This window comes from Ancylobacter sp. Lp-2 (genome assembly GCF_020523795.1).
Taxonomy (GTDB): domain Bacteria; phylum Pseudomonadota; class Alphaproteobacteria; order Rhizobiales; family Xanthobacteraceae; genus Ancylobacter.
The window spans coordinates 764,289-779,399 of the sequence record NZ_JAJALI010000002.1 but is presented as its reverse complement, the minus strand read 5'-3'; the positions used below and the strand labels follow the sequence as shown (position 1 = coordinate 779,399).

Below are 15,111 nucleotides of genomic sequence, written 5' to 3'. Positions count from 1 at the left end.
GAACCCATCATGAGCACCCTTCTTGTTATCGACGCAGCGAACCCCGGCGAACCGGTCCTCGGCGCGCCGCTGCCGGAGCGCATCCTCGCCGGCAACCCCAGCAACATGACCTGGGATCTGGAAAAGACCCCGGATGGCAAGGTCGAGAGCGGTGTCTGGGAGGTCGCGCCGGGCTCCTGGAACGTCGTCAAGGATTGCTGGGAGTTCATGCACATCGTCTCCGGTCATTCGGAGCTGACCGAGGACGGCGGCGAGACGGTGGTGCTGAAGCCGGGCGTCAGCTTCGTGATGCGCCCCGGATTTCGCGGTGTGTGGACCGTCATCGAGCCCACGCGCAAGATCTGGATTACCTATCAGGCATAGGTGCCGCGTCCTTTGACCTGAGCTCTCCGAACTTCCTTCAGATTTGGGGGGGCCGTCGAAGACCGCCGATGTGTAACGCGAGCACGGCATCTCCTCGGCCGCCTTCTGCATCCTGAGGAATGTCAGCTCAAAATGGCGACGCCCGATGCACGGCGAAAAGCCGTGGCTCATGCCCGTGCCGCGCACGGGGTGAGCCAGCGTCGGGCGTGCCAGGTGCTGTGCGTCGATCGCACCAGCGTCCGCTACCGGCGCATCCGTCCCGACGATGCAAGCTTGCGGATGGGCGGCCATGCCGGGCGCCCATCCGGTAGCCGCGCCATCGACTAGGGAAGGAGGGTAGCGTCGCGCGCCAGGGCCACGTCGTGTCGGCGAGGCGCATTCAAGAGCAGATCGCGCTCCGGGGCGAAGGCGCGGCCGCGGCCGAAGCATCCGGCGCCGCCGATAACCGCAGCGAGCGCTCGCGGCGCAGTGAAAGCGGATGGTCCGCTCGAAAGACCCGGGGGCCATCCGTGGTAAGGCAAGAACCGCAATTCATTGCGTCGCTCGGCAGTTGCCGTCGTCGATCCGGGAGCGGCTGGCAAAGCGTGGGGCCGCAAGCAAAAAAGGGGCGGCGCGTGGCGCCCCTCTCACCTGGTCGATGGTCCGCAGCGTATCAGCCGGCAGGCATCGGCGTGGCACCGTGTCGGCGGTTATGCCGTGTGGCTAGCCTTCCAACCCGGTGGGAGAGTCTTCCGGCTCGGCGGAGCATCGGCCTTCGGACGCTCGATGCATCCAATATGACGGCTTCATTTCCCGGCGGGCTTGCCTAGTGCCCGGCGCGCGATGCTGGCGGCGAAGAGCGGCGTTTCGCGACGATTATGGTCGCCCCCCGCCGCCTGCCGGGCCACGGCCGCCTGTTCGAATGTCTGACCGTGCGCGGCAAGGAAATCCATGAACACGTCGGTCGGGTGCGAGGTGACGCGGTTGGTGTAGCGGGTGCGCCCGCCCTCGGCCGCCTCGGCGATCAGCTCCCAGATCACGTTGACCTGCGTGCGCCCGGCCGGGGTCAACACGTCGGAGATCGAGTTCATCCGGCAGTAGCTCGGTGTCGCCTCCTCGGCGACATAGTGCTGGATGACCAGTCCGCTGCCGATCATCTCAACGTTGATGACCATCGGGCGGCCGTCATCGGTGGTGGTGATGCCGGAGCCGATGTGGTCGGGCGGGCAGCAGCGCAGATATTCCGCCTCCGGCAGTGTGAACAGCCAGCCGGCGATGTCGACCGTCTCCAGCGGGACATCGATCTCCGCCGAATAGGCGGATTGCGAGAGGATCTGGTCGGTGAGGACTTTCATGACTTGGCCTTTTCGATCACGGCTTGCCTTGGTTCACGGCGGTCGATCACGGCGCGGAGTGGAGCCGGGCGCGATGACGCCGGGCATGGTTTTGCACCACGCTCAGGCAGCCGTATTTCGAGCTTTCGACGATCGCTGCCACCAATTGCCAGTTGGAACGCCCGGAATGAGCTGGCGCGGTGATTGTCGGCGCAGCGGTGCCGAATGGGGGGCGAAGCGGGCCTCACCCGGCAGGCGATGTGCCGATCACCTTTCGGCCTCGTCGCCGGTAACTCACTGATTCCTAGGACTTCTCGGCGATCAGCAAAGGCCAGGACGTCGGCAGGGATATGCCGTGCGAACTGGTCTGGATGCAAGATCCCCCCATGAGGTTCCAGCGGCTGTCGAGTGTCTCCGCCATGTCCAGCGTCGCGGTTGCCGGCAGGGGGGCATGCCAGGGGACTCGCATGGGCACCACGACGCAGAGCCGGTGGTCGCCGTGGCAGCGTTCAAAGCCGAACCAACGCCAAGGCGAGGGCGGTATATCGAGCGGACGGTAGTCACCATGGATGAGGGGGCCGGGGTGACGGCGAAGGCCGAGCAACTCGCGGAGCAGGCCAAAATATTCGGTATCGCCGGGAGGGAGATCGCCCGCTCCTTCGAGGGCGGACAGGCGGGCCTGCCAGTCCACGGGGCGGCGATTGTCGGGGTCGACCAGCGAGAGATCGGGGAATTCGGTGCCCTGATAGAGGTCGGGCGTGCCGGGCAATGTGTGCTGGAGTACCATCTGGGCGAGGCCGACGATCCGCGCCGCTGGCTCCAGCTCGGTTAGCAGGCGTTCGAGATCGTCCCTGAAATCAACGGCTTGGGGCGCCCCGATCAATCTCGTGGCAAGGTCGATGGCGGCTTGCTCATAGGCAGTGTCCGGCTGTTCCCACGAAGTGTGGCGCTTGGCCTCGCGCAGGGCTTTGGTGAGATAGGTCCGCATGCGCTCGGCGGATATCGGCCAGGCGGAGAGCAGGGTCTGGAGGATGAAGTGACGATCGAGCGCATCGGGAGAGGCTTCTCCCGGGCACAGGCGGTCCGTTGCCGGCCGTGCCTGCGCGAGGAACGCCAGCCAGCGTTCCGGTGCAAAGCTGAGCGCGGCGAGGCGGGCGCGGGTTGCGGGGCCGCGTTTGGTGTCGTGGGTGGCGAGGGGGATGAGATCGCTGGTGCCATTTCCGGCGCGTTGTCGAGATATTTCATGTAGTTCGTTGCATTCCCTCCCAACATGCTCGAAGCTGCTGCCGACCTCGTTGACGGCGAGCAGCACTGGATAGCGGTACAGCTCGGTATCCTCGAAACCCTTGGCCAGCACGGGTCCGCTAAGTTGCTGGAAACGCCCGCGAAATTCGCGGTCACTCGGGTGCTGCGGGGCGTTGAGCCGCTCAATCAGCAGGCGGCCGGCGGCGCTGGTGAGCGGATCCTCCACCGCATCCATGCGGGCGCGGATGGTGTCCCAGATCGCCTGGTCGCTGGGGTCGTGCGCGTCGTGGGTAGCGTAGGAACGATAGACCGGGCAATGGGTTAGCAGGGCGATCACCGCTTGCCGGATCGACGCTTCGGTGAGATCGCCGGCCTTGATATCGGCGTCGAGGCCCTCGCGGGCGAGGCCGACGAGCCGCTCGACCTCGGCGGCGAGGCTGGTTTCCAGCACCCGGCGCTTGGCGGCCGCGAGCCGCTCAGCGGGTGTCCCGGCGATCAGATGGCGTGCGCGGAGATCGGCCTCCAGCGCGGCGTAACCCTGCGGGTTCACGAACAAGCCATTGATGTCGTTCAGTCTTTCATAGCCGGTCGTGCCATCGACCGGCCAGGGACGCAGCGCCTCGCCCGGCTCGAGAATCTTCTCCAGGAAGATCGGGATACCTACGCCCACCGCCTGCCGGAGCCTCTCGCAATAGCCGGCCGGGTCCAGCAGGCCGTCGACATGGTCGATGCGCAGGCCGTGGACGAGGCCGCGCCTTATCAGGTCGAGCGGCAGGCGGTGGACCAGCTCGAACGCCTCGGGATCCTCGATCCGCACACCGGCGAGATCGGTAATGTTGAAGAATCTCCGATAGTTAAGGTCATGCGCGGCGGTGCGCCACCAGGCGAGGCGCCAATGCTGGGCCTCCAGTATCGCCGGCAGGTCGGCTTCCGCGAGCACGGTGTCGAGTGCGGCGCGTTTGGCGGTATCGAGGGACCGCAATGCGTCGTGCGCCTTGTGCAGTGAGGTGGACGATGCGGCCGATGACGCGCGAAAGGCCGACGCCATTTCGGCCCAGCCGGGGCGCAGGCCGGCGGCGGCGTCCAGGAGGTCGGCGACGCTCTCCGGCCGCAGCGGAAAAACATGGTCGGCATAGGCGACGAGGAACCGGCCGGTATCATAGTCCGCGCGCAGCGACAGGGCGCCGGCGGCGAGGGTCGCGGCGAGCGGCTCGCCGAGCACCGGCAGCAGCAGGCGGCCCGATTGCCAGTCGACGTCGAACAGCCGGGCGGCGGGCGCCCGCGGTCCCCGCTCCAGCATCTCCATCCAGAACGGATTGTGGCTGGAGGCAGCCATGTGGTTGGGCACGATGTCGAGCAGCACCCCCATGCCATGGGCGTCGAGCGCGCGGGCGAGGCGCTCGAAGCCCTCGGCGCCGCCCAGCTCGGGATTGATGCGTGTCGGATCGGCGACGTCGTAGCCATGCGTCGAGCCGGGCACCGCCACGGTGATCGGCGAGGCATAGAGATGGCTGATGCCGAGGCGGGCGAAATAGGGCACCAGCGCCTCGGCATCGGCGAAGGTGAAGCCGCGATGGAATTGCAGCCGGTAGGTGGCGCGCAAGGCGGGCGGCTTCATCATCCGGGCCTCCTCACGCGGGCAGGTGCCAGACGGCGGCGGAGAACGGGGCCAAAGCGAGACCCATTTCCGCCGCCACCACCTCGCCGACGCTGGCGAGCGGGGCGGCATCGGCCTCCACCGGGCGCGGCGTCTGGGCCGGCGCCGGGCCGGGATTGAGCGCCATCACCAGCGTGCCGGCGGCGAAGCTCCAGCACGCCGTGACGGCGTCGCCGGCGCGCTGGCTGTCGGCGCTCTGCCAGCCGCTAGCGGCGAGCGGCCAGATGTGCCGGCGGCGCAGCTCCGCGAGAAGTCGGAAGGCGGCGAGCGCATCGCGGGCCGGGGCGGCGGCGAAAGCCTCGGGTGCCAGCACGGCGGCGCGGAAGGTGCCCGCGTCGAGCGGATCGGGAAAGGCGCCTTCGTCATGGTCGGCGAAGAAGGCGGCGAACTCGGCGCGTCGGCCGTCGCGCACCGCCTGGGCGAGATCGCCCTCGAAATCGCAGAAGAACGGGAAGGGCGTCGGCAGCAGCGCCTCCTCGCCCATGAACAGCAATGGGACCTGCGGCGAGAGCATCAGCACGAAGCGCAGGAAGGCGAGGCGGTCGGGCGCGAGGGCGCCGGCGAGACGGTCGCCTTGTGGGCGGTTGCCGATATGGTCGTGGTTCTGCACGAAGGCGACGAAGGCATCCGGCGGCAGATCGAGGCTCGGCGTGCCCCGCGCGTGCCCGCCGGCGTCGGGATAGGCTTCGCCCTGGAAGACGAAGCCCTCCACCAGCGCGCGGGCGGCGCTGGCGACGGGGTCGGCGGCATAGGGGGCGTAGTAACCGCCCGTCTCGCCGCTCGCCAGAACGTGGAAGACGTGGTGCCAGTCGTCGTTCCACTGCGCGGTGAACAGGCGGTCGTCGCGGGTCATCCAACCGGAGATGTTGTCGTGGTTCTCCAGCACCAGCCAGGCGTCCGGGCGCACCGCGCGGCAGGCGCTCGCGATCTCGCGGAGGAAGGTCTCGGCGCCCCTGGTCGCCAGCGCGTGCACGGCGTCGAAGCGCAGGCCGTCAAAGCCGAAATCGCTGAGCCAATAGGCGGCGTTCTCGGTGAAGAAGCCGCGCACCGTCTGGTTTTCGAGGTCGATGGCGGCGCCCCACGGAGTGGGCACGTCCTGCCGGAAGAACGATTTGGCATAGGCCGGCAGGTAGTTCCCGCTCGGGCCGAAATGGTTGTAGACGACGTCCAGCATGACGCCGAGGCCGCGTGCATGCGCGGCGTCGACCAGCGCGCGCAGCTCGTCCGGGGTGCCATAGGCGCGGTCGGGGGCGTAGAGCAGCACGCCGTCATAGCCCCAGTTGCGCTTGCCGGGGAAATCGGCGACCGGCATCAGCTCGATCGCCGTGAAGCCGGCGTCGCGGTAGTGGTCGAGCCGGTCGATCAGGGCGCGGAACGTGCCGTCCGGCGTGGCGGTGCCGACATGGATTTCGGCGATGATCGCCTCGTGCCACGGGCGGATCGTATTGCCGAGGCGGGGCTCGGGCGGTGCGGCGAGCACGCTCCAGCCGTCCGGGTCGTCATCCTGCATCCGCGCGGCGGGGTCGGGGACCGCGAGGCCGTCGGCGCGGAAGCGGTAGCGCCGGCCGGGCGCGAGGCCGGCGACCTCAACGGCGAAGAAGCCGTCCGCGTCGCGCGTCATCGGCAGCGGGATCATGCCCTCGACCATCAGCTCGATCCGGCGGGCATCGGGGGCATAGAGGCGGAAGGTGGCGTCGCGCCCGTCGAGGAGCGGGCCGAAGCGGCGGGCGGGGCGGGCGGGGGCGTCGCTCATGCCCGCCATTCCCACACGACGAGGGTGCGCGCGGGCAGGGCGAAGGTGGCGCCGCCGCCGAGCTTGGCGCCTTCGAGATCGTCGCCGGTGGCGAGGATGGCCTCCCAGCTGCCGGACTGCACCGGCGGCGCGACGAAATCGACGTCGACATGCGAGGCGTTGAGCATGATCAGCAGCGAGGCTTCGTCGGGCAGCGCCGGGGCGAGGCGCACGGTGAGGCATTTGGAATTGGGGTCGTCCCAGTTCTCCTCGCTCATGCGCTCGCCGGAGGTGTTGAACCAGGCGACGTCCGGCTGGCCCATCTCGTTGCGCGCGCCGGTGAGGAATTCCGGGCGCGACAGCGAGGAGTGCCGCTTCCTCAGTTCGGCGAGGCGGGCGACGAACTCCGGCAGCTCCGGGTCCTCGTCCGACCAGTCGACCCAGCCGATCTCGTTGTCCTGGCAATAGGCGTTGTTGTTGCCGCCCTGCGAATTGGAGCGCTCGTCGCCGGCCAGCAGCATCGGCACGCCCTGCGACAGGAACAGCGTGGCGATGAGGTTGCGCTTCTGCCGGCGGCGCAGCGCGTTGATGCCGGCATCGTCGGTCTCGCCCTCGGCGCCGCCGTTCCAGCTCTTGTTATCGTCGTGGCCGTCGCGATTGTCCTCGCCATTCGCCTCGTTGTGCTTGTCGTTGTAGGTGACGAGATCGTGCAGGGTGAAGCCGTCATGGGCGGTGAGGAAATTCACGCTCGACCATGGTCGGCGGCGGCCTTCCGAGAAGATGTCCTGCGAGGCGGCGAAGCGGGTGGCGAAGCTCGGCAGCACGCCTTCCGAGCCGCACCAGAACTCGCGCACCTTGTCGCGGTAGTCGCCGTTCCACTCCGAGAAGCCGGGCGGGAAGGCGCCGAGCTGGTAGCCGCCGGGGCCGATGTCCCACGGCTCGGCGATCAGCTTGAGGCCACCGAGCGTCGGGTCCTGAAGAATCGCGTGGAAGAAGGCGTGGCCGGGATCGAAGCCGGTGGGGCGGCGCCCCAGCGTGGTGGCGAGGTCGAAGCGGAAGCCGTCAATGCCATAGACCGACGCCCACATGCGCAGACTGTCGAGCACCATTTGCAGCACGCGCGGATGATCGGTGTTCACCGCGTTGCCGCAGCCGGTCATGTCGTCATAGTAGCGGCCATTGCCGGGCAGCAGCCGGTAATAGGAGGCGTTGTCGATGCCCTTGAAGGACAGCGTCGGGCCGAGATGGTTGCCCTCGCAGGTGTGGTTGTAGACCACGTCGAGGATCACCTCGATGCCGGCCTGGTGCAGATGGTCCACCGCCTCGCCGATGGCGTCGAGCCCGTCCTCGCCGAGATAGCGCGGCTCCGGGGCGAAGAAGGACAGCGTGTTGTAGCCCCAGTAGTTGGACAGGCCGCTGTCGAGCAGATGGCGGTCCTGAGCGAAGGCGTGCACCGGCAGCAATTCCAGCGCGGTGACGCCGAGCTTGTGCAGGTGCTCGACGAATTCCGGCTGGCCGAGCGCGGTGAAGGTGCCGCGGATCGCCTCCGGCACCAGCGGGTGGCGCATGGTGAGGCCGCGCACATGGCCCTCATAGATCACCGTCTTCGCCCAGGAGACGCGCGGATGCTGGGTGTCGGCGAGCGGCGTGCCGGCGACGACGCGGGCCTTGGGCATGAAGGCGGCGCTGTCGCGCTCGTCCATGATCAGGTCGGCGTCGTCGCCGGCGCCGATGGTGTAGCCGTAGAGCGCGTCGTCCCACTGGATCGAGCCCACCAGCATGCGGGCATAGGGGTCGAGCAGCAGCTTGTTCGGGTTGAAGCGGTGGCCGGCCTCCGGCGCCCACGGGCCGTGGACGCGCCAGCCATAGACCTGCCCGCGCCCGACGCCCGGCAGATAGCCGTGCCAGACTCCATTGGTGCATTCGTGGAGGTCGATGCGCTCCTGTTCGGTCTCGCCGTAACGGTCGAACAGGCAGAGGGTGACGCCGGTGGCGTTGTCGGAGAACAGCGCGAAATTGGTTCCCTGGCCGTCGACCGTCACACCGAGGGGGAAGGCCGAGCCGGGAAGGATCTTGCGCATCAGGGGGATCACCGTCGCTGGGAGGGACGCGGGACAACGGCGGGGCACCCCCCGCCGTTCCTTGGCGGACAAGGATTTTTACCGTGCCGCGCCGGTGGCGGGCGGCGCTTCCGCCGCGAGGGCGAGCAGGCGGTCGAGCGCCTGGCGGTCACTGAGCGCGGCGGCCTTCTCGCGCGCGCTGAGCCGGCTGAGGGCGGCGGCAAGGTCAGGGGCGTCGTCCAGCTTGGCGCGGGCGACGAGGCGCTCGGGCGCATAGTCGCCGGGCCGCCGCTCGCCCTCGTCCGGCAGCATGGCGCGATGGGCGGCGAGCAGGACGGGATCGGCGGCGAGGCGGCTCGCGGCTTCGTCCGGCGGGGCGTCGCCGCCGATCTCGCGGGCGAGCGCCTTGGCGCGGGTGAGCACGGCCGGCGGAGCGCTCTCCTCCGGCGTCCTCAGCACCCCGGCGAGCAGCGGGCGGGCGGCGCCGGTCCACAGCACCAGCGGTACCGCGAGCACGAGGCCGAGCACCACCGGGCTCATCCAGAAGAACAGCGGCAGCGAGATGGCGATGGCGGCGCCGGCGAGGACGAGGCCGAACAGCGTGTGCGGCAGGAAGTGAATGAGCGTCTGGCGGGCGCCGACGCTGCCATCGTCGCGGCGCTGCGGCTGCCAGCCGCCGTCGCGGCCGGCGAGGATGCTGACCACCGCCGCCGACTGCGCGAGCATGGTGACGGGGGCGAGCAGGCCGGCGATCAAGGTCTCGGCCAGCAGGCCGGACAAAGCGCGGAAGCCGCCGCCGAAGCCGCGCCGCAGCGACGGCCGGAACAGCATCAGCGCATAGGCGATCAGCTTGGGCACCAGCAGCACTCCCATGGTGCCGACGAACACCCAGGCGGCGCGGATCGGGTCCTGCGCCGGCCAGCTGGGGAACAGCGAGAATTCGGAGGGGAAGTAGTCCGGCGGCACGAAGCGGGCCTGCAAGGCGGTGAACAGGCCGGCGAGCAGCATGACCAGCCACAGCGGCGCGGTGGCGTAGGAGCCGATGCCGACCAGCATGTGCAGCCGGCTGAGTGGGTTCAGGCCGCGCGCGGTCAGCACGGCGGCGTGCTGGAGATTGCCCTGGCACCAGCGGCGGTCGCGCACCGCGAGATCGGTGAGCGAGGGCGGGCCCTCCTCGTAGGAGCCCTCCAGCCACGGCACCATGTTGACGCTCCAGCCGCCGCGCCGGATCAGCGCCGCCTCGACGAAATCATGGCTGAGGATGTGGCCGCCGAACGGCTTGCGGCCGGTCAGATGCGGCAGGCCGGCGCACTGCGCGAAGGCACGGGTGCGGATGATGGCGTTGTGGCCCCAGTAATTGCTGTCCGGCCCGTGCCAGCCGGCGAGGCCATAGGCGATCAGCGGCCCGTAGAGCCGGCCGGCGAATTGCTGCAGCCGGGCGAATAGCGAGCGGCCGCCGACGATGACCGGCAGCGTCTGGATGAGGCCCGCGCGGGGGCTTTGCTCCATGGCCCCGGCGAGGCGGACGACGCAGTCGCCGGTCATCACGCTGTCGGCGTCGAGCACCAGCATGTGGTCATAGGCGGCGCCGAAGCGTGTCACCCAGTCGGCGATGTTGCCGGCCTTGCGGTCGGTGTTGCGCGGGCGGCGGCGGTAGAACAGGCGCCGCTCGTCGCCGATGCGCTCGCGCAGGGCGAGGAAGGCGGCTTCCTCGGCGACCCAGATGTCGGCGTCGGTGGTGTCGCTGAGGATGAAGACGTCGAAGGCGTCGAGCGCGCCGGTGGCCTTCAGCGATTCATAGGTCGCCTGAAGGCCGGCGAAGATGCGGGCCGGCTCCTCATTATAGGTCGGCATCAGCAGGGCGGTGCGCGCCGTCAGCCCCGGCAATGGCGCCGAGGTGTCGATGCCGAGCCCGTCATCCGGGCGGGCGAGCATGGTGAGCGCGCCGCTGAGCGCATTGGTGAAGGAAAAGCCGATCCAGGCGAACAGCACCACGAACAGAGCGAGCACGACGCCTTCGAGCAGCGTCAGCCCGCCGACCTCCAGCACGCGGTACATCTCGCGCGCGGCGAAGGCGGTGAGGACCATGGCGCCGCCGATGACGAACAGCCGGCGGATGAACAGCGCGGAGGCCCGGCGGCGCGGCAGCTTTTCGGATTTCGGCGCGCTGCGCAGCGACTGCACGGGCATGGCGAGCGGCGCGTCCGGCGGCAAGGCGGGGGCGGGGGCCGGCGTCGCGCCGGCCTGCGGCCGGGGAAGCGTCACGCCGTCCATCGATAGACCCAGCTTTCGGCGAGCCGCTCGTCGCCGCGCAACAGCTCGGCCCTGAGCTCCACCGCCTCGTTGCCGCCGGGCGCGAGGGCGAAGGAGAGGCGCCAGCCCTGGATCTCCAGGTTTTGCTGCACCACGATGTCGGCGATCTCGCCCTTGTCGGCGGTGACGCGGGCCGACAGCCCTTCCGGCGGCAGGTCCTTCAACTTGTCGCCGACGAGATCGAGCACGAACAGCCGGCGCTCGGCGGTGCCGCCGACGCGGGTGGCGCCGAAGCGGCCGAGATCGGACAGCTTCGGCCCGTCCCAGCCCCAATGCAGGCGATAGGTGGAGGCGTATTCTCGGCCCTTGCGCAGAGGTTCGCGCGGGCGCCAGAAGGCGACGATGTTGTCGTGCACCTCCTCCGGCGTCGGTATCTCCACCAGCACCACCGAGCCGTCGCCCCAATCGCCGATCGGCTCGACCCAGACGCTGGGCCGGCGCTCGTAGCGGGCTTCGAGGTCCTGATAGTCGAAGAAGGAACGCTGGCGCTGCATCAGCCCGAAGCCGCGCAGATCGGAGACGGCGAAGGAGGAGATCTGCAGCCGCTGCGGGTTGCTGAGCGGGCGCCACAGCTGCTCGCCCTTGCCGGTGGCGATGGACAGGCCGTCGGCGTCGCAGACCATCGGCCGGAAATCGTCGATGCCGGCACGGTCGCTCGGGCCGAACATGAACATGCTCGTCAGCGAACCGATACCGACCTGGTCGATATCCTCGCGCGGATAGACGGTCATCTCCACCGTCATCAGCGTCGGGTCGCCGGGGCGGATGGTGAAGCGGTGCGCCGCCGCGCCGCTCGGGCTGTCCAGCAGCGCGTGCACGACGAGGGAATCGGCGCCCGGGCGCGGCTGCTCCAGCCAGAACTCGCGGAAGGCGGGGAATTCCTCGCCGCCGGAAGCGCCGGTCTTGATCGACAGGCCGCGCGCCGAGGTGCCGTAGATCTGGCCCTTGCCGACGGCGCGGAAATAGCTGGCGCCCTGGAAAACGGCGACCTCGTCGAAATAGTCCGGCCGGTTGATCGGGCTGTGCAGCCGGAAGCCGGAATAGCCGAGGTCGATCTTGGGATCGGGCGGTTTCAGCCCGTGGTCGAAGCGGAACATCTCCGGGCTGTAGGGCAGCTTCTGCGCCTTGCCGTCGGTGACGATGGAGAGGTCGACGCGGTCGCGGAACAGGAAGCCGCGATGGAACAGCTGCGCCTCGAAGGGCGTGCCCTGGCCATGCCACAGCGCCCGGTCGGTGTTGAAGCGGATGTTGCGGTAGTCGTCATAGCTGAGCTTGTCGATTTCCTTCGGCAGGTCGCGATTGGGTGCCGCGAACGGCTTTGCCGCCAGCTCGCGCGCCAGACGGCGCACCGTCTCCGCATCGAAGGGCGTCGCCTTGCCGCCGGTTTCCTGTGCCTCGGCCCGGGCGATCAAAGTCCCCAGGAGCGGGGCCTGCGCCATGGTGGCCAAGCCCATTGCCAGCAGGATGTCCCGACGGTGCATTCAGATACCTCGCTCTGGCCGGAGGATCCCGGCGCATCGGCGAGACAAGCGGCGAGGGGCGTGCGCGGTTCCCCGGAAAATGCCGGGCCGGCCGGTAGCGGGATGAAAAGGCGAGCGATCTCAATCTATTGCCGCCAGGGCAAAATTCGCTCCGGCAGCCAGCGCGCGCCGGCATTGGCCAGCGCGCACAGGCCGAACAGCAGCGTGGTCGACAGCACCGCCACGGCGGCGGCGGCGGTGGAATTGCCCTCATATTGCAGGGCGAACACCATGACGCCGATGGTCTCGTGCCCCGACGACCACAGCAGCGCCGAGAGCGTGAGCTCGTTCAGCGCCGTCATCACCACCAAGAGCGCGCCGGCCACTGCCGCCGGCAGCACGCCGGGCAGGAAGACGAAGGCGAGCCGGCGGGCGAGGCCGGCGCCGACGATGCGGGCCGCCTCCTCCAGCGAGGGATCCGCCGTCTGCGCCGCCGCCGTCACCGGCCGCAGCACCAGCGGCAGGAAGCGGGCGAGATAGGCGACCAGCAGGATCGCCAGCGTGCCGTAGAGCGACACGCCGAGCCCCGGCAGCGGCGGCAGGAAGGCGAGGATCATGCCGAGCGCCACCACCGTGCCGGGTATCACCCACGGCGCTTCCACCGCGAGATCGAGCGCGCGCACCAGCCGGCCGGGCCGGCGCGCCACCAGATAGGCGAAGGGCACGCTGACGGCGACCGCGATCCCCGCGCAGGCGAGCGCGAGCAGCAGCGAATTGGCAAAGGCGCGGCGCACCGCCGCGTTGGCGATGACCGCGGCGAACTGGGCGAGGCTCGCCGTCTCCCAGCCGAAGCGCACGCCGACTGCCGGCATGAGCGCGGTCATGACGAGGGCGGCGAGCGGCACCACGGCGATCATCGCCACCACCAGCCAGAGCACGACTTCGCCGGCGGGCGAGGAGCGGGTGGGCTCCAGCGGGCGGCCGGCCGGCAGCGGCGCGGCGAGCCGGCGCAGGGCGAGGCCGCGCAGAGCGAGGGCGAGGCCGGCCAGCGCCGCCATGACCAGTGCCAGCACCGCCACCTGCCCGGCGGCGGACGGGCCGAAGCCGTTGAGCCGCTGGTAGATCAGCGTGGTCAGCACCGACACCCGGCCGGGAATGCCGAGCAGCGCCGGCACGCCGAAATTGCCGATGGCGGCGGTGAAGGCGAGCAAGGCGCCGGCGAGGATCGAGGGCGCCACCAGCGGCAGCACGATGCCGGCGGCGATGCGCGGGCCGGGCACGCCGATGACGCGGGCCGCCTCGACGAGGTCGGCGGGCACGGCGCGCAGCGCGGCGCGGGTGGCGAGGAACACTAGCGGCATGTGCTCGACGCCCATCACCAGCGCGATGCCACTGACGGAATAGAGCGGGTTGGCGGTGCCGGGCGCCGGAGCCAGCCCGAGGGCGCCGAGGATCGGCGAATGGGCGCCGGCGAGCTCGATCCAGGCGAGCGCCATGGTCTGCGAGGGGATCAGCAGCGGGGTGAGGATGAGGAAGACCAGCGCGGTCCGCCCGCGCAGCCGAATGAGGCCGACCGCGAAGGCGAGGCCGACGCCGAGCACGGTCGACAGCATCACCGACAGGCCGGAGGTGGCGAGCGTTCCCCACAGCGCGCGGGCGGTGGCGCGGCTCGCCAACACCTCGGCCATCAGGCCCAGCGGGCTGCCGTCCTCGCCCGGTTGCAGGGCGGCGGCGAACAGCTTCGCCAGCGGCCAGAGCGTGGTGAGCGCGACATAGGCGAAGACGAGGAGCAGCAGCGCCCGCTCGCCGCCGCCGGAGCGGCCCGCGCGCCGCGGGCGAGGAGGCGTGGGGCGGGGAGGCGCTGGGCGAGGGCGCGCGGTCTCAGCCGCCATAGAGGTCGGCGAAGCCTGCCTTATTCTTCTTGTCGTCGGAGAGCATCAGCGCCGCGTCGGCGGGCAGCACCTTCAGCGTCGCCGGGTCGGGATAGCCCTTGGGCGGGGCGACGCCCTCCAGCACCGGGAAATAGCCCTGCGCCGCCGCCTGCTCCTGCGCCGGCTTCGACAGCTGCCACTTCACGAAGGTCTTGGCGGCTTCCAGCGCGTCGCTGTCCTTGAGGATGCCGACCGGCTGGGTGATGACGCTCACGCCCTCCTTCGGGAACACGAAGGCGACCGGCGAACCCTTGGCCTCAGCGTTGAGCGCCATGTACTCGATGATGATGCCATAGGCCTTCTCGCCGCGCGCCACCGCCTCGATGACGGTGCCGTTGCCCTGGCCGGCGACCGCGCCCTTGTCGGCGAGGGTCTTGTAATAGTCCCAGCCGAATTGCTTCTGCTGCAGCATGGTGCCGAGATGGATCACCGCCGCGCCGGAATAGAGCGGGCTCGGCATGATCGTCGCCTTCGCGGCGTCGGCGGCCTCGAGATCCTTCCAAGAGGTCGGCGGCGTCTTCACAAGATTGGTGTTGTAGACGATGCCGGTGGTGATCAGCTTGGTGCCGAAATAGGTGCGGTCCTTGTCGATCACCGCCGGGTTGATGCCGGCGACCGGAGCGTCGGTGAAGGCGTAGAGCCGGCCGGCATTCTTCAGCTGCGTCATCGCGACGGTATCGGCGATCAGCACCACGTCGGCCGGGCTCTTGCCGGCGGTCTGCTCGGCCTGAAGCTTGGCCATAACCTCGGTGGTTCCGGAGCGGAACAGCTCGACGGTGATGTCGGGATGCTCGGCGTTGAACGCCTTGATCACCGCCGCCATCTGGTCCTGCGGCTGCGAGGTGTAGACGGTGAGGGTCTCGGCGCTGGCGGAGCCGGCGAGGGCGGTGCCGGCGAGCAGGGCGGCGGCGAGCAGGGCGCGAAGGGTCATCTCGATCACTCGGCTGGCTTCGGGGCGCGGAAGCGGGCTTGATATCGGCGCGGTACGACAGATCGGCTGCGGTTTTGTTGCGGTTCGATGACAGGCGCGCGGCCCG

General features: G+C 69.6%; 9 protein-coding genes. 1 reads left to right on the top strand and 8 read right to left on the bottom strand.

Annotated elements, in window-relative coordinates:
- Positions 1-9: 9 nt before the first annotated feature.
- Positions 10-363 (top strand): cupin domain-containing protein, encoded by a 354-nt coding sequence (locus LGR54_RS08200; RefSeq protein ID WP_230361441.1) that lies wholly within the window; start codon positions 10-12, stop codon positions 361-363.
- Positions 364-1,148: 785 nt separating this feature from the next.
- On the opposite strand, the gene LGR54_RS08190 is transcribed toward LGR54_RS08200, so the two are convergent.
- The 8 genes from LGR54_RS08190 to LGR54_RS08155 form a co-directional block, all read right to left on the bottom strand.
- Positions 1,149-1,697 carry a hypothetical protein gene (locus tag LGR54_RS08190; protein ID WP_230361440.1) on the bottom strand — a complete coding sequence of 183 codons (549 nt, stop codon included), beginning with the start codon at positions 1,695-1,697 and terminating at the stop codon, positions 1,149-1,151.
- A 283-nt stretch (positions 1,698-1,980) separates the two neighbouring features.
- Complete coding sequence (treY, locus tag LGR54_RS08185) at positions 1,981-4,542, bottom strand: malto-oligosyltrehalose synthase (protein WP_230361439.1); 2,562 nt, start codon at positions 4,540-4,542, stop codon at positions 1,981-1,983.
- A 10-nt stretch (positions 4,543-4,552) separates the two neighbouring features.
- The gene (treZ, locus tag LGR54_RS08180; protein ID WP_230361438.1) at positions 4,553-6,331 is read right to left on the bottom strand and encodes a malto-oligosyltrehalose trehalohydrolase; all 1,779 of its coding nucleotides are present in this window, start codon (positions 6,329-6,331) and stop codon (positions 4,553-4,555) included.
- Complete coding sequence (gene glgX, locus LGR54_RS08175) at positions 6,328-8,391, bottom strand: glycogen debranching protein GlgX (protein WP_230361437.1); 2,064 nt, start codon at positions 8,389-8,391, stop codon at positions 6,328-6,330. Before glgX ends, treZ begins: the two co-directional genes overlap by 4 nt.
- Positions 8,392-8,469: 78 nt before the next feature.
- A complete protein-coding gene (gene mdoH, locus LGR54_RS08170; protein WP_230361436.1) occupies positions 8,470-10,644 on the bottom strand; it encodes a glucans biosynthesis glucosyltransferase MdoH in 2,175 nt (724 codons plus the stop codon).
- Positions 10,632-12,164 carry a glucan biosynthesis protein gene (locus tag LGR54_RS08165; protein ID WP_230361435.1) on the bottom strand — a complete coding sequence of 511 codons (1,533 nt, stop codon included), beginning with the start codon at positions 12,162-12,164 and terminating at the stop codon, positions 10,632-10,634. Before LGR54_RS08165 ends, mdoH begins: the two co-directional genes overlap by 13 nt.
- Positions 12,165-12,289: 125 nt before the next feature.
- Positions 12,290-14,035 (bottom strand): iron ABC transporter permease, encoded by a 1,746-nt coding sequence (locus LGR54_RS08160; protein WP_230361434.1) that lies wholly within the window; start codon positions 14,033-14,035, stop codon positions 12,290-12,292.
- Positions 14,025-15,005, bottom strand: coding sequence for an ABC transporter substrate-binding protein (locus LGR54_RS08155; RefSeq protein WP_230361433.1), 981 nt, complete (start codon positions 15,003-15,005; stop codon positions 14,025-14,027). Before LGR54_RS08155 ends, LGR54_RS08160 begins: the two co-directional genes overlap by 11 nt.
- Positions 15,006-15,111: the final 106 nt, after the last annotated feature.

Coding starts and splice junctions, on each gene's coding strand:
- LGR54_RS08200 (WP_230361441.1), top strand. CDS start 10: ATGAGCACCCTTCTTGTTATCGACGCAGCGAACCCCGGCGAACCGGTC.
- treY (WP_230361439.1), bottom strand. CDS start 4,542: ATGATGAAGCCGCCCGCCTTGCGCGCCACCTACCGGCTGCAATTCCAT.
- LGR54_RS08160 (WP_230361434.1), bottom strand. CDS start 14,035: ATGGCGGCTGAGACCGCGCGCCCTCGCCCAGCGCCTCCCCGCCCCACG.
- glgX (WP_230361437.1), bottom strand. CDS start 8,391: ATGCGCAAGATCCTTCCCGGCTCGGCCTTCCCCCTCGGTGTGACGGTC.
- LGR54_RS08155 (WP_230361433.1), bottom strand. CDS start 15,005: ATGACCCTTCGCGCCCTGCTCGCCGCCGCCCTGCTCGCCGGCACCGCC.
- treZ (WP_230361438.1), bottom strand. CDS start 6,331: ATGAGCGACGCCCCCGCCCGCCCCGCCCGCCGCTTCGGCCCGCTCCTC.
- mdoH (WP_230361436.1), bottom strand. CDS start 10,644: ATGGACGGCGTGACGCTTCCCCGGCCGCAGGCCGGCGCGACGCCGGCC.
- LGR54_RS08165 (WP_230361435.1), bottom strand. CDS start 12,164: ATGCACCGTCGGGACATCCTGCTGGCAATGGGCTTGGCCACCATGGCG.
- LGR54_RS08190 (WP_230361440.1), bottom strand. CDS start 1,697: ATGAAAGTCCTCACCGACCAGATCCTCTCGCAATCCGCCTATTCGGCG.